The organism is Streptomyces sp. NPDC017202, from assembly GCF_044331705.1.
GTDB lineage: Bacteria > Actinomycetota > Actinomycetes > Streptomycetales > Streptomycetaceae > Streptomyces.
Genome location: NZ_JBIRNP010000009.1, coordinates 17,401 through 30,981, shown reverse-complemented (window position 1 = coordinate 30,981; position 13,581 = coordinate 17,401). Strand labels below are relative to the sequence as shown.

Annotated in this window: 11 protein-coding genes and 1 pseudogene; 5 read left to right on the top strand and 7 right to left on the bottom strand. The window is 70.9% G+C overall.

Going from position 1 to position 13,581, the window contains the following annotated elements:
- Both ACH4N1_RS18915 and ACH4N1_RS18910 read right to left on the bottom strand, forming a co-directional pair.
- On the bottom strand, window positions 1-492 hold a 492-nt coding region (locus tag ACH4N1_RS18915), incomplete at its 3' end, for a cation transporter (RefSeq protein WP_398098426.1).
- A gap of 138 nt (window positions 493-630) precedes the next feature.
- A complete protein-coding gene (locus ACH4N1_RS18910) occupies window positions 631-1,005 on the bottom strand; it encodes a hypothetical protein (RefSeq protein WP_398098425.1) in 375 nt (124 codons plus the stop codon).
- 539 nt (window positions 1,006-1,544) lie between these two features.
- Here ACH4N1_RS18910 and ACH4N1_RS18905 point away from each other — a divergent pair.
- The 4 genes from ACH4N1_RS18905 to ACH4N1_RS18890 all read left to right on the top strand — a co-directional run bounded on the left by ACH4N1_RS18905 (window position 1,545) and on the right by ACH4N1_RS18890 (window position 5,034).
- Window positions 1,545-2,321, top strand: a complete 777-nt coding sequence (locus tag ACH4N1_RS18905; RefSeq protein WP_398098424.1) for a PspA/IM30 family protein — start codon at window positions 1,545-1,547, stop codon at window positions 2,319-2,321.
- Window positions 2,318-2,596 (top strand): hypothetical protein, encoded by a 279-nt coding sequence (locus ACH4N1_RS18900; protein ID WP_398098423.1) that lies wholly within the window; start codon window positions 2,318-2,320, stop codon window positions 2,594-2,596. Before ACH4N1_RS18905 ends, ACH4N1_RS18900 begins: the two co-directional genes overlap by 4 nt.
- Before the next feature lie 143 nt (window positions 2,597-2,739).
- Window positions 2,740-3,612 carry a cupredoxin domain-containing protein gene (locus ACH4N1_RS18895; RefSeq protein WP_398098421.1) on the top strand — a complete coding sequence of 291 codons (873 nt, stop codon included), beginning with the start codon at window positions 2,740-2,742 and terminating at the stop codon, window positions 3,610-3,612.
- Window positions 3,613-4,182: 570 nt separating this feature from the next.
- Window positions 4,183-5,034 (top strand): slipin family protein, encoded by an 852-nt coding sequence (locus ACH4N1_RS18890; protein ID WP_398098419.1) that lies wholly within the window; start codon window positions 4,183-4,185, stop codon window positions 5,032-5,034.
- Between the two features lie 246 nt (window positions 5,035-5,280).
- On the opposite strand, the gene ACH4N1_RS18885 is transcribed toward ACH4N1_RS18890, so the two are convergent.
- From ACH4N1_RS18885 to kdpF, 4 genes are read right to left on the bottom strand one after another with little or no spacing between them, the layout of a single operon-like run.
- On the bottom strand, window positions 5,281-5,952 hold the full coding sequence (locus ACH4N1_RS18885) for a potassium-transporting ATPase subunit C (RefSeq protein ID WP_398098417.1): 672 nt from the start codon (window positions 5,950-5,952) through the stop codon (window positions 5,281-5,283).
- 24 nt (window positions 5,953-5,976) lie between these two features.
- The gene (gene kdpB, locus ACH4N1_RS18880) at window positions 5,977-8,103 is read right to left on the bottom strand and encodes a potassium-transporting ATPase subunit KdpB (RefSeq protein ID WP_398098415.1); all 2,127 of its coding nucleotides are present in this window, start codon (window positions 8,101-8,103) and stop codon (window positions 5,977-5,979) included.
- A complete protein-coding gene (gene kdpA / locus ACH4N1_RS18875) occupies window positions 8,100-9,764 on the bottom strand; it encodes a potassium-transporting ATPase subunit KdpA (RefSeq protein ID WP_398098413.1) in 1,665 nt (554 codons plus the stop codon). The genes kdpB and kdpA overlap by 4 nt, the downstream gene beginning before the upstream one ends.
- 4 nt (window positions 9,765-9,768) lie before the next feature.
- On the bottom strand, window positions 9,769-9,858 hold the full coding sequence (kdpF, locus tag ACH4N1_RS18870; RefSeq protein ID WP_351775843.1) for a K(+)-transporting ATPase subunit F: 90 nt from the start codon (window positions 9,856-9,858) through the stop codon (window positions 9,769-9,771).
- Window positions 9,859-10,630: 772 nt separating this feature from the next.
- On the opposite strand from kdpF, the pseudogene ACH4N1_RS18865 reads away from it, so the two are divergent.
- Window positions 10,631-10,880, top strand: a pseudogene (locus ACH4N1_RS18865) (aldo/keto reductase); the annotation flags it as partial.
- 188 nt (window positions 10,881-11,068) lie between these two features.
- On the opposite strand, the gene ACH4N1_RS18860 reads toward ACH4N1_RS18865, so the two are convergent.
- Entirely contained in the window at window positions 11,069-13,498 is a 2,430-nt protein-coding gene (locus ACH4N1_RS18860) for a glycoside hydrolase family 3 protein (RefSeq protein WP_398098411.1), read from the bottom strand.
- Between the last annotated feature and the right edge of the window lie 83 nt (window positions 13,499-13,581).

Sequence of the window (13,581 nt, the reverse complement as noted above, 5' to 3'; positions counted from 1 at the left end):
GACGTGGTCGACGTGGTCGACGTGGTCGACGTGGTCGACGTGGTCGACGTGGTCGACGTGGTCGACGTGGTCGACGTGGTCGACGTGGTCGACGTGGCCCGCGGGTGTGCTAGGAGTGGCCACCCGCGCGGCCTGGCTCTCAGGAATCGCTCGGGGGGCTTCGACAGCAGGGTCCGGTTCGGCCATCGGATCGCAGACATGGGACGGCACGGACTGGCCCGCGCAGTGGTAGCCGCACTCGGTCACCCAGCGGCGCAGCTCGGCCAGTGACGTACGCCGCGGGTCGAAGGCGACCGTCGCCGATTGCGCGACCGGGTTGACCTCGACCTGAAGCACGCCAGGCCGCCGGCCCAGCGCAGCGGCGACGGTGCTCTGCTGGGACGCCCAGGCCAGACCGCGCACGTCCAGGACCGCCGTGGTCCGCTCCTCACCGGGATCTTCGCGTCCGGACGTTTCGTGATCGTGATGATCCGCGTGGTGCTGCACGGTCACTCCTCCTTCAGCGGGTGAGAGCGGGACGAATGAGGGGCGAAGCCGTCGAACCCCTGGAGTGTGGCCGGCAGGTGGCGAAGCCCTTGCGAGAGACAGGGGTGTCCGCAGCGCTGCGCGGGTGGCAAGGCCGAGAGCGGGTCACTCTTCCCGCCGGGCAAGTGTGATCAGCGGGTTCTTGGCCTCCTCGGCGACCTCGGTGTCGGCGACCGCGTCATATCGGGCGGCCACGATCCGGCTGCGGGAGGAGAAGTCGCGGTGGCCGCCGCTGAGGGCATGACCGGCGAAGCCGAAGACCGCACCGAAAACGGCCCCGTAGGCCAGACCACTCAGCATCAGGACCAGGACCAGGACCAGGACGTGATGGTTGCCTGCGGCGAACACCGACAGCGGCAGTCCGATCAGCAGCCCGAACCAGGTGCCGGCCCCGGCCAGGGCGGCCCGTCCGCGTGTGAGGCGGCCGAGGACGGTCTCGACCATGCGGAGGTCCGAACCGATGATCGCGGTGTGTTCCATCGGGGATCTGCTGTCGGACAGAAAGCCGACCGCGCGCTGGGCGCCGGTGCAGGTCGGGGCGCCGGTGCAGGTCGGGTACGAGCCGAGGACCGGACGATCCACCTCTGCGGTGGGCGGGGCGCTGGGGCATCGAAGGACTCCCCTCGTCATCAAGCAGCCTGCGCCCGTGCCACCCCCTCGTGCAACGCACGCTGCCGTGGGTGAGCGCATGGAGGGGGCGGAAGAGCAGGCCGGCGACGTCGAGGTTCCGCGGAACGCCGGCCCGGACAGGCCGCCGGCTGCCGGCCGCCGAGCAGGAAACTCTGCCGCAGCGGTGCTGGTCGGCTTCGTCGAGCCTGCTCCCGGGGTGCGGACCCGGTGCGGGATCCGACCGGCCCCGCGTGGGGACCGCTGGCCCCTGCCCCGCCGGGTACCGCGGGGCGAGGACGGCTGGGAGCACCAGGGGTCCCGCTTGCGGCCCGGACCGCCGGGCCGGAGCCTGAAGGTGTCCGCCGAGTGGCCTGGCTGATTCCTCACCCCGTCGAGAGGAGGCGGCCGTCATGAGCAGCATCGCTCACCGCATCGCCGCCCTGTTCCGGATCAAGGCGAACAAGGCCCTGGACAAGGCCGAGGACCCCCGCGAGGTCCTGGACCACTCCTACGAGCAGCAGCTCCAGATGGTGCAGAAGGTGCGGCGCGGCGTGGCCGATGTGGCCACCAGCCGCAAACGCGTCGACCTGCAGATCAGCCAGTTGCAGCAGTCCGGCGGCAAGCTGGAGGGACAGGCCCAGCAGGCGCTCGCCGCCGGGCGCGAGGATCTCGCCCGCGAAGCCCTGACCCGGCGCACCGCCGTGGCCTCCCAGATCACCGACCTGCAGACCCAGCAGGCGTCGCTGCGGGACCAGGAGGAGAAGCTCACCCTCGCCTCGCAGCGCCTGCAGGCGAAGGTCGACAGCTTCCGCACCCGCAAGGAGACCATCAAGGCCACCTACACCGCGGCCGAGGCGCAGACCCGTATCACCGAGGCCGTCACCGGCATCGGCGAGGAGATGGGCGATGTGGGTCTGGCCATGCAGCGCGCCCAGGACAAGACCGAGCAGATGCAGGCGCGCGCCGGTGCGCTGGACGAACTGCTCGCCTCCGGCGCGCTGGAGGACGCCACCCTGCCGGCCGGCCGTGACGACATCCAGGCCGAACTCGAGCGCGTCACCGCGGGCAGCGACGTGGAGAAGGAACTGGCCATGATGAAGGCGCGGCTCCCGGCGGCTTCCACCCCGCCGGCCGTGGAGGGCGGCGGGGCCAGGCAGGCACCGCCGGACCAGGAGGCGACGTCATGATCCTGCGGATTCTCGGCGAGGGCCAGTACGAGATCACCGAAGAGCACCTGGACCGGCTCAACGAGCTGGACGCGGCGCTGCAGTCGGCCGCGGACGCGGACGACGAGACCGCGTTCACCGCCGCCCTGTCAGCCCTGCTGGACGCGGTACGCAGCCTCGGCACACCACTGCCGGACGAGACGATCACACCGTCCGATCTGGTGCTGCCCGATGCGGACACCAGCCTCACGCAGGTGCGCGAACTGCTCTCCGACGAGGGCCTGATTCCGGGGTGATGCCGCCTGGAACGCCGTCTGGAGGCGCTCGCGGCCATCTCGGTGGAGGTGGGTGAGGCGGCATGGCCACCCGCCACCGTCGCGGCCGCCCGCCCGGTGCATCCCACCCGAGCCGGGCCCGGGCGGAAGGAGCTGACGGCCCCGTGGGTTTCCTGGACGTCCTGATCGCCTTCCTGGTGCCCTTCCTCGACATCGGCATCGAACAGAGCCCGATGCTGCACCCTCAGCCCCCAACCTGGGCCCACGCCCTACCCGGCTACGGCCCAGGCCGCCTTCTTATCGACATCGACGCAGCCCTCACCCCCGCCTTCGACGAAACCGGCGCCCTGCTCCTCGCCCTCACCACCGCCGCGGCCCTCCTGTTCCGCCGCGCCGCCACCTCACCCCGCCGGCACCCGCACCGGCCCCATGTCGCGCCGGGTTTCACGCAGGCTTTCAGGCGAACAGGCGAGGCGGACGGCCCGGGTTTCACGCAGGCTTTCAGGCGAACAGGCGAGGCGGACGGCCGTACCGCCATGGCGAGCGCCGCCGTGGACGGCGAACCTGAGCGCGATGGCCGACCGACGGCCGCGCTCCGCCCCCACAGCCCTCGCCCGAAAGGTCCGCCCCACATGTCACTCACCCGTCCGCACCGGGGCCGCACCGCTCTCGCCATGGGAGGGGTGTTCGCCCTGCTCTCCCTGACCGGCTGCTCAAACGGCGGCAACGGCACCGCCCCCGCCTCGAGCTCCTCGCCGGCCGCGACCAGTGGCGGACCCGCCGCGGCGCGCATCGTGATCGAGAACTTCACGTTCAGCCCGGCGGATCTTCAGGTACGCCCCGGCGCGAAGATCACCGTCGTGAACCGGGACTCGACCGCGCACACCGTGACCGCCACCGGGGACAAGAAGCCGTTCGACACCGGCAACATCGCAGCAGGCGCAACAGCCACCTTCACCGCTCCGTCCACCACCGGCAGCTACTCCTACGTCTGCACCATCCACCCGAACATGAAGGGCACCCTCACCGTGCGCTGAGACCAGGACCGAAGCCCGCGCCTGGCCCCGCCTGTACGTCGCCGCACACGAAGGTGTCCACGCCCATGACGCCCGAGGCCGACCCACACTCGTGGGCGGCGGCAAGGGGCTGATCAAGAGCAGCGACGCCGACAAGAGCCGGAAGTCCCTGTCCCTTTCCCTGTCGGGAGAGTCCGACTTCCACGCCCTTGATCACGTCCACGACACCGTCTACGGCTACGACTCCGGCAGGAACCTTCACCCTCGCTCCGGCCGCCCCAGCGGCACCACCCTGGAGCGGACCGTTCCCCTCCCCCGCCGGCAACGGCTGAACCTCCCCGGGCGGCCCCCGGCACACCGGGGCCGTTCGGCCCAAGCGGCGTCCGCGCGCGGAGAGGGATACTGGACGCACGGCGGGCCCGCGGTCGGTACCGCATCCCCGCGCCCCCGCTCGAAGTGACAGCGCGGCTCTCACGGCGGCCCGAGCACATGGACAGCGTGCCGGCACCCCGCGGCTCACGCACCGCCGCTCCACCCCGTTCCCGGGACCTCGCGCGGCATCGACGTGGTCCTCCTCCTGAGGAGCAGCACATGGGAGTCCTGATCTTCGTTCTGGTCGCCGTCGCGGTTGTTGTCGCCGTGGTGCTCGCGATGGCCGTGAAAATCGTCAAGCAGTACGAGCAGGGAGTGCTGTTCCGCTTCGGCCGCCTGGTGGGCACCCGGGATCCGGGGCTGCGGTTCATCATCCCGTTCGTCGACGTCCTGCACCGGGTGTCGCTGAGGATCGTCACCATGCCCATCCAGTCCCAGGGCATCATCACCCGGGACAACGTGAGCGTGGACGTGTCCGCGGTCGCCTACTTCCGGGTGGTCGACGCGGTGAAGTCGGTCATCGCGGTCGAGAACGTCAACGCGGCGATCAACCAGATCGCCCAGACCACCCTGCGGAAAGTCGTCGGACAGCACACGCTCGACGAGACCCTCTCCGAGACCGACCGCATCAACCTCGACATCCGCGAGATCCTCGACGTCGCCACCGTCGAGTGGGGCGTGGAGGTCACCCTGGTCGAACTCAAGGACATCCAACTGCCCGACAGCATGAAGCGCGCGATGGCCCGCCAGGCCGAGGCCGAGCGGGAGAAGCGAGCGAAGATCATCAACGCGGAGGGCGAGTCCCTGGCCGCGTCCGCGCTCGGCGACGCCTCCGACACGATGATGGCCCACCCGCTGGCCCTCCAACTGCGCAACCTGCAGAGCCTGGTGGAGATCGCCGTGGACAAGAACAGCACGGTCGTCTTCCCCGCACCTCTCATGAGCACCATCGGCGAACTCGGCGCCTTCCTCGCCCGGGAGACGGCATCGGCCGCCACCCAGGCGTTGCCCGCCGACCTCACCAAGACGATCCCCGCCCCCAAGCCGAACGGCGTGCCCGAGCCTCTGTGACCGCCCCTCTGTGACCGCCGCACGCGCAGCGGAGCCGCCCGGCCGCACATCACGGCCGGACGGCTCCGGCGGGCCTGAAGGTTGGTCACGAGGGCCCGGACGAGCTGAGGGGCGTCCTCCACCACCAGCACCGGGTCATCGGGGTATGCCTTTCCTGCTGGGGACGGGGGCCGGTGCCTGCGGAACCGGCCTTGTGGCAGCGGGAGTCGGCCGGCCGCCGGCTCCCGCGTGGTGTGCGTAACGTGATCAGCTCTTCGCCACGAGGTCCTTGAGCGCGATGTTGAGTTCCAGGACGTTCACCCGGGGCTCGCCGATGAAGCCGAGGGTGCGGCCGTCGGTGTGCTCGTCGACCAGCTTCTGCACCTGGGCGGCGGACAGGCCGTTCTTCTCGGCGACCCGGTGGACCTGGATGTCCGCGTAGTCGGGCGAGATGTCGGGGTCCAGGCCGGAGCCGGAGGAGGTCACCGCGTCGGCGGGTACGTCGGAGGGCTCGACCGTGTAGCCGCCGACCGAGTTGTCCTTGATGACGGCGGCCTTGGCGGCGGTCACCCAGTCGATCAGGTCCTTGTCGTCACCGGACCGGTTCGTCGCACCGGACAGGATCAGCTTGTACCGGGTGGTGTTGACGCTGTTGGTGCCCAGCCCGTTCTGCGGGCGGCCCTGGAACCACTTCAGGTCGGGATCCGGGGTCTCCTGGCCCCTCTTCAGCGGCAGGTTGTAGGACTGTCCGATCAGGGACGAGCCGACGACCTTGCCGTCCGCCTTGATCTGCGAGCCGTTCGCCTTGTCGTCGAAGAGCGCCTGCGCCACACCGGTGACGGCCAGGGGGTAGATCACGCCCGTCACCACCGTCAGCACGAGCAGCGCGCGCAGCCCCGCCCACAGCAACCGGGCGGTGTTCGATACCGAGTTGTTCATGGGAATCAGCACGCTTTCACATCGTTACAGGCCGGGGATGAGGGAGATGAGCAGGTCGATGAGCTTGATGCCGATGAAGGGGGCGATCAGTCCGCCGATGCCGTAGATCGTCAGGTTGCGCCGCAGCATCTTGTCCGCGCTCACCGGCCGGTACCGCACGCCCTTCAGGGACAGCGGCACCAGCGCGATGATGATCAGCGCGTTGAAGATCACGGCGGACAGGATCGCGGAGTCCGGCGAGGTCAGGCCCATGATGTTGAGCCTGTCCAGGCCCGGGTAGACCGCCGCGAACAGCGCCGGGATGATCGCGAAGTACTTGGCGACGTCGTTGGCGATGGAGAACGTCGTCAACGCGCCCCGGGTGATCAGGAGTTGCTTGCCGATCTCGACGATCTCGATGAGCTTGGTCGGGTTGGAGTCGAGGTCGACCATGTTGCCGGCCTCCTTGGCGGCCGACGTACCGGTGTTCATCGCCACGCCGACATCGGCCTGGGCGAGGGCCGGGGCGTCGTTGGTGCCGTCGCCGGTCATCGCGACGAGCTTGCCGCCCGCCTGCTCCCGTTTGATGAGCGCCATCTTGTCCTCGGGGGTTGCCTCCGCGAGGAAGTCGTCGACACCGGCCTCCTCGGCGATCGCCTTCGCCGTGAGCGGGTTGTCGCCGGTGATCATGACCGTCTTGATGCCCATGCGCCGCAGTTCCTCGAACCGCTCGCGCATGCCGTCCTTGACGACGTCCTTGAGGTGGATGACGCCCAGCACGCGGGCGCCCTCGGCGTCCTCGACCGCCACCAGCAGCGGTGTACCGCCCGCCTCGGAGATCCGGTCGGTGAGCGCGCCTGCGTCCTGGGACACCTCGCCGCCCCGCTCCCGGACCCAGGCGACGACCGAACCGGCCGCGCCCTTGCGGATCTTCCGCCCGTCGACGTCCACACCCGACATGCGGGTCCGGGCGGTGAAGGCGATCCACTCGGCGCCCTCGAGCTCTCCCTGCCGGCGCTCGCGCAGCCCGTGTTCCCCCTTCGCCAGGACGACGACGGAGCGGCCCTCGGGGGTCTCGTCGGCCAGCGACGACAGCTGGGCGGCGTCCGCCAGTTCGGCCTCGGTGGTGCCGGTCACCGGCACGAACTCGGACGCCTGGCGGTTGCCGAGGGTGATGGTGCCCGTCTTGTCCAGCAGCAGCGTCGAGACGTCTCCCGCGGCCTCGACGGCCCGGCCGGACATGGCCAGGACGTTCCTCTGCACCAGCCGGTCCATGCCGGCGATGCCGATCGCCGACAGCAGCGCGCCGATCGTGGTGGGGATGAGGCAGACCAGCAGCGCCACCAGCACGACCATCGTCAGGTGCGTGCCCGCGTAGTCCGCGAACGGCGGCAGGGTCGCCACCGCCAGCAGGAAGACGATCGTGAGCGAGGCGAGCAGGATGTTCAGCGCGATCTCGTTCGGCGTCCTCTGCCGGGCCGCGCCCTCGACCAGGGCGATCATGCGGTCGATGAAGGTCTCGCCCGGCTTCGTCGTGATCCTGACGACGATCCGGTCGGAGAGGATCCTGGTGCCTCCGGTGACGGCGCTGCGGTCGCCGCCGGACTCGCGGATGACGGGCGCCGACTCGCCGGTGATCGCCGACTCGTCGACGGACGCGAGACCCTCGACGACGTCACCGTCGCCGGGGACGACGTCACCGGCCTCGCAGACGACCAGGTCGCCGATGCGCAGCTCGGTGCCGGGTACCCGCTCCTCGCGGTCGCCCACGAGACGGCGGGCCACCGTGTCGGTCTTGGCCTTGCGCAAGGTGTCGGCCTGCGCCTTGCCGCGGCCCTCGGCGACGGCCTCGGCGAGGTTGGCGAAGACCACGGTCAGCCACAGCCAGGCGCTGATCGTCCAGCCGAACCAGTCGCCCGGGTCCTTGAAGGAGAAGACCGTGGTCAGCAGGGAGCCGATCCACACCACGAACATCACCGGGGACTTGACCATCACCCGGGGGTCGAGCTTGCGGAAGGCGTCCGGCAGCGACTCCAGCAGCTGCTTCGGGTCGAACAGGCCCGCGCCGACACGTCCTCCGTCCTTGTGGCCGGTGGGCACGTCGCTGTGCGGCGCCCGGGTGGGGGTGGCTGTGGACATCGGGTCCTCTGGCTTCTCCGTACGGGTGGTCATGACGCCAGCCCCTCGGCCAGCGGGCCCAGGGCCAGCGCCGGGAAGTAGGTCAGACCGGCGATGATCAGGATCGCGCCCACCAGCAGCCCGGTGAACAGCGGCTTCTCGGTGCGCAGGGTGCCCGCGGTCGCCGGGACCGGCTTCTGCTCGGCGAGCGAGCCGGCCAGTGCCAGGACGAACACCATCGGCAGGAAGCGGCCGAGGAGCATCGCGAGACCGATGGTGGTGTTGAACCACTGGGTGTCGGCGTTCAGACCGGCGAAGGCCGAGCCGTTGTTGTTGGCGCCGGAGGTATAGGCGTACAGGATCTCGGAGAACCCGTGCGCGCCGCTGTTGGTCATCGAGTTGCCCGGGGTGGGCAGGGCCATCGCCGCGGCCGTGAAGACGAGCACCAGGGCCGGGGTGACGAGGATGTACAGGGCCGCGAGCTTGATCTCGCGGGTACCGATCTTCTTGCCCAGGTACTCGGGGGTCCGGCCGACCATCAGGCCGGCGATGAACACCGCGATGATCGCCATGATCAGCATGCCGTACAGGCCCGAGCCGGTACCGCCTGGAGCGATCTCGCCGAGTTGCATGCCCAGCATCGTGATGCCGCCGCCGAGCCCGGTGAAGGACGAGTGGAAGGAGTCCACCGCACCGGTCGAGGTCAGCGTGGTCGCCACCGCGAAGATCGACGAGCCGCCGACGCCGAAACGGTTCTCCTTGCCCTCCATCGCCCCGCCGGCGATGTCGAAGGCCGGACCGTGGTGGGCGAACTCGGTCCACATCATCAGCGCGGTGAAGCCGATCCAGAGGGTGGCCATCGTGGCGAGGATCGCGTAGCCCTGCTTCAGGTTGCCGACCATCCGGCCGAAGGTGCGCGTCAGCGCGAACGGGATGAGCAGGATCAGGAAGATCTCGAAGAGGTTGGAGAACGGGGTGGGGTTCTCGAAGGGGTGGGCCGAGTTGGCGTTGAAGTAGCCGCCGCCGTTGGTGCCCAGCTCCTTGATGGCCTCCTGCGACGCGACCGCGCCGCCGTTCCACTCCTGCGAGCCGCCCATGAACTGACCGACGGAGTGGATGCCGGAGAAGTTCTGGATCGCGCCGCACGCGACCAGCACGAGCGCGCCGATCACCGCGATCGGCAGCAGGACGCGGACGGTGCCACGCACCAGGTCGGACCAGAAGTTGCCGAGTTCACCGGTGCGGGAGCGCGCGAAGCCGCGCACCAGGGCCACCGCGACGGCGATACCGACGGCCGCGGAGACGAAGTTCTGCACCGCCAGGCCGCCGGTCTGCACGACGTGGCCCATGGCCTGCTCGCCGGAGTACGACTGCCAGTTGGTGTTCGTCACGAAGGACGCGGCCGTGTTGAACGCCTGGTCGGGGTCGATCGCGGCGAAGCCGAGCGAACCGGGCAGATGCCCCTGGAGCCGCTGGAGCAGGTAGAGGAGGAGGACACTCACGGCCGAGAAGCCGAGGACACCGCGCAGGTACGCGGGCCAGCGCATCTGGGTGTTCGGGTCGGCACCGATGCCCCTGTAGATCCACTTCTCGACACGCAGGTGCTTGTCGGAGGAGTAGACCCTGGCCATGTGGTCGCCGAGCGGGACGTGGGCGAGCCCCAGGGCCGTTGTCAGAGCGAGCAGCTGGAGGATGCCGGCGAGGACGGGACTCATCTTCTCAGAACCTCTCCGGGAAGATCAGGGCGAGGACGAGATAGCCCAGCAGGGACACGGCCACGATCAGGCCGACGATGTTCTCGGCGGTCACAGCCTGGTCACCCCCTTGGCGACGAGAGCCACCAGCGCGAACACCGCGACCGTGGTGACGACGAAGGCCGGATCGGCCATCGCGAGCTCCTGGATGAGGTTCGAAGGGAACGGACGGTTAGAGGAAACCGCCTCCGTGGCCGGAATCGGTCACCGTTGACACCTCCCTTACGGCAACGGGCCCGGCTTTGACGGAACTCTTACGGCAGGCTCCTCCATCTGCGGGAACGAAGCCCCCGTCCGCTTGAGCAGGCGCCTGGACCGCAAGTCCGGTCACCGGTCCGGTGTCCGCCACGGCCCGAGGTGTCCCGGCCGAACCCCCTCCCTGCCGGCGCCGAACCCGCCGGACCCGGCCCGGCCGGTTCTCCTGGCGTGACATGAACCCCCGGCCCGACCGGTCCTCCCCCGCCGTCGTGACCTCCGCGTCCACCACCTCGAACGGCGGCATGACCGCGCGCACCGGGTGGACGTCACGCCGCCGAGGTGCCCGGCCGCGCGGCGAGGCCGGAACACCCACGGGCACGACGCCGGGCGTACCGCCACGACCAGCGTCCTCGCAGCAGTGCGCAGCGTGTCACCCCAGCGGTGGGAGACGAGGACGACGTCCGCAACGGCCAACCGGCGGCGACTGTGGAAAACGCTGTCCGATCGGCCTTCTGCCGTTCGGTGACCTCCTTGACGGCGGGGTCGACGCGGGATCGACGGCGAAGGACGCGCAGGGGACGGCCGCCGGTGGGCACGCGCCGTACACAAGGACCCTTGGACGAAGCGGAATCGAGGTGAGCGCCCTCGGTTTCGGCTGCTGGGCCATCGGCGGGGAACCGCAGGGCCCCGACGGGAGCCCGCTCGGCTGGGGCAGGGGCGATGACGAGGAGTCCGTGCGTGCCGTGCGCCGTGCGCTGGACCTCGGTGTGACCTTCTTCGACACCGCCGACGTCGACGGGACCGGGCACAGCGAGCGTGTGCCGGGACGGACCCTCGGCAGGCACAGGGCGGACGTCGTCGTGGCCACCAGGTGGGGCGACCTCGCCGCACGCCGACGGGCAGCCGGTGCCGGGCGCGAGCAGAAGCTCGTCTTCGTCGACCGGCTGCCGGCCTCCTTGGTCCGCCTGCGGCATGACCTGCCGCAGGCGGCACCGGCCGAGGGGTGCGGGACCGCCGCGCGCACGCCCCGGGCGGTCGGAGGCGCGGGCGCGGGGATCGAGCCGGGGTCAGCCGACGGTCAGGGTCCGCTGTGCCGTCAGGTCGCGGGACGAACGCGCGGTCGTGAAGGTGTAGGAGCCGGGTACGAGGGTCCAGGCGCCCGCCTTCCACACGGTGAGGTCCTGCGCGGGGACGGTGAGGGTGAGCCGCTTGGACCCCGCGGCGGGGAGGGTGACCTTCTGGAAGGCGACCAGGCGGCGGGGTTCGGCATCCGCCGCTGCCGGCAGGGTGGCGTAGACCTGGACGACGTCGGTGCCCCGGCGTCGGCCCGTGTTGGTGACCGTGACGGAGAGGGTGACGTGCCTGGCCGTCCGGTCCCAGGCGGCTTCGGGGGAGCCGTGGGCGAAGGTGGTGTACGACAGGCCGTGGCCGAAGGGGAAGCGGGGCTGCTGCCCCTTGGCGTCGTAGTGGCGGTAGCCGACGGCGATGCCCTCTTCGTAGGAGACGGTGGCGTTCGTGCCGGGGTAGGTCGCGGGAGTGGTGCCCGGTCCCTGGGTCGCGTCGGCGGGGAAGGTGACGGGGAGGCGGCCGGAGGGGTCGCTGTCGCCGAAGAGGACGGCGGCGAGGGCGGTGCCCATGCCGCGGCCTCCGTACCATGCCTGGATCACGGCTTCCACGTCGTCGAGCCAGGGGGTGGCGACGGGGCCGTCGGTGTTGAGGACGACGATGGTGCGGGGGTTGGCGGCCGCGACGGCCGAGATCAACTGGTTCTGGTCGCCGGGGAGTTCGAGTCGCTCGTGGTCCATGGCCTCACCGGCGGTCCGGTTGACGAGGACGACCGCGGTGTCGGCGGCGCGGGCAGCGGCCACGGCCGCGGGGATGAGCGAGTCGGGCTGCCAGCCGAGGGTGAGGCCGCAGGTGCCGGGTTCGGCGGTGGCGTTGGTGTAGGTCAGTTCCACGGTGACGGGCCGGCCGGCGGTCAGTTCCGCGGTGCCCTGGAGGGGATAGTCGTAGGGCCCGAGGAAGAAGCGGCGCATCTGCCGGGTGCCGGAGACGACCGTCGTGCCGTCGATCTCGAGTGTGGTGGTTCCCGCGGGCAGCAGGGAGAAGCGGTGCAGGCCCGTGGCGGTCGGGGTGAGGGTGCCGGTCCACTTCGCGGACCAGACGCCGGGCAGGCCGTCGACGGGGGTGGCGGTGAAGTCGACCGTCGCGTCGGTGCGGGTGGCGAGGGGTGTGCCGGTGGTGTCGGCGCCCGCGTAATAGGTTCCGGTGAGGCCGGCCGCCCCGGTGCTCGTGCGCAGGACCGCCGGGGGGACCGTGGCGAGGGGGACGTCGCCCTTGGTGCCCTGCGCGTGCGTGACCTTGACGGAACCGCCGGCGCGGGCGCGGATCGCCTGCAGCGGTGTGGTCCAGGCGCCGGGGTCGACGTACGTGGATCCGGACACGCCGGGAAGGGCGTCGGCGCCGGCGGGGCCGACGACCGCCAGCGACGTCAGCGACGCGGGCAGCGGCAGTGCCGCGGAGCGGTTGTGGAGCAACACCGTGGAGGCGACCGCGGCTTCGTGGGCGAGGCGCTGGTGCTCCGGGGTGCTGACGTCGTCGGCCGGGGCGGGCACGGGGTGGTCGAAGAGACCGCATCCGAACATCGTGACGAGGATGCGGCGGGCCGCGTCGTCGAGACGTGAGCCGGGTATCGCGCCGCCGGTGAGGGCGCCCGCCGGGATCTTGACGGCGCCGGGGCCGAGGCCGGCGAGATCCATGCCGGCGCGGGCGGCGGCGATCTGGTCGGCGCCCGCCCAGAAGTCCGGCACCGTGTGGCCCCTCAGACCGATGCCGTTCTTCAGGTCGTCGAACAGGGCGGGGTGCTCGGTCGCGAAGGTGCCGTTGATCTTCGGGTAGGCCATCATCACGGAGGTGACCGGTGCGGCCGCGACGACGCGGCGGAAGGGCGCCTGGTAGATCTCGTGCAGGGCGCGGTCGGAGACCTCGGTGTCGGTGGAGAAGCGGTTGGTCTCCTGGGTGTAGGCGGCGAAGTGCTTGACGGTGGCCGCCACGTTCCGGCTCTGCATGCCGACGGTGAGGGCCGCGCCGAGCCGCCCGGCCAGCAGCGGGTCCTCCCCCATGGCTTCGGCCTGGCGGCCGAAGTGCCAGGTGCGGGTGAGGTCGACGGTGGGGCCGAGGAGGTTGTTGTACCCCTTGGCGCGGCCCTCCGCGCCGATGGCCCGTCCGATGCGGCCCGCGAGGTCCTCGTCGAAGGACGCCGCCTGCGCCGCGGGGACCGGGAACGCGGTCACGCCCGTCTCGCCGCGCAGGCCCGCCGAGGCGTCGACCATGGTGAGGGCCGGGATGCCCAGGTGGGCGACGGCGGCGAAGTCGCACCGCACGAGGGCTTCCTTCTCGGCGGCCGTCATCCGGGCGAGCAGGGCGTCCGCCCGCTCCTGCGGCGCGGCGCCGGAGGCGGCCGCGGCCGGTTCGGCGACGACCGGCGCCATGCTCATGGCCAGGGCGGTGACGGTGGCGGCAGAGAGAAACGTTCGTCTGTTCACAGCGGCTCTCCGGGCGAAGGGGCGGCGACCGGCTG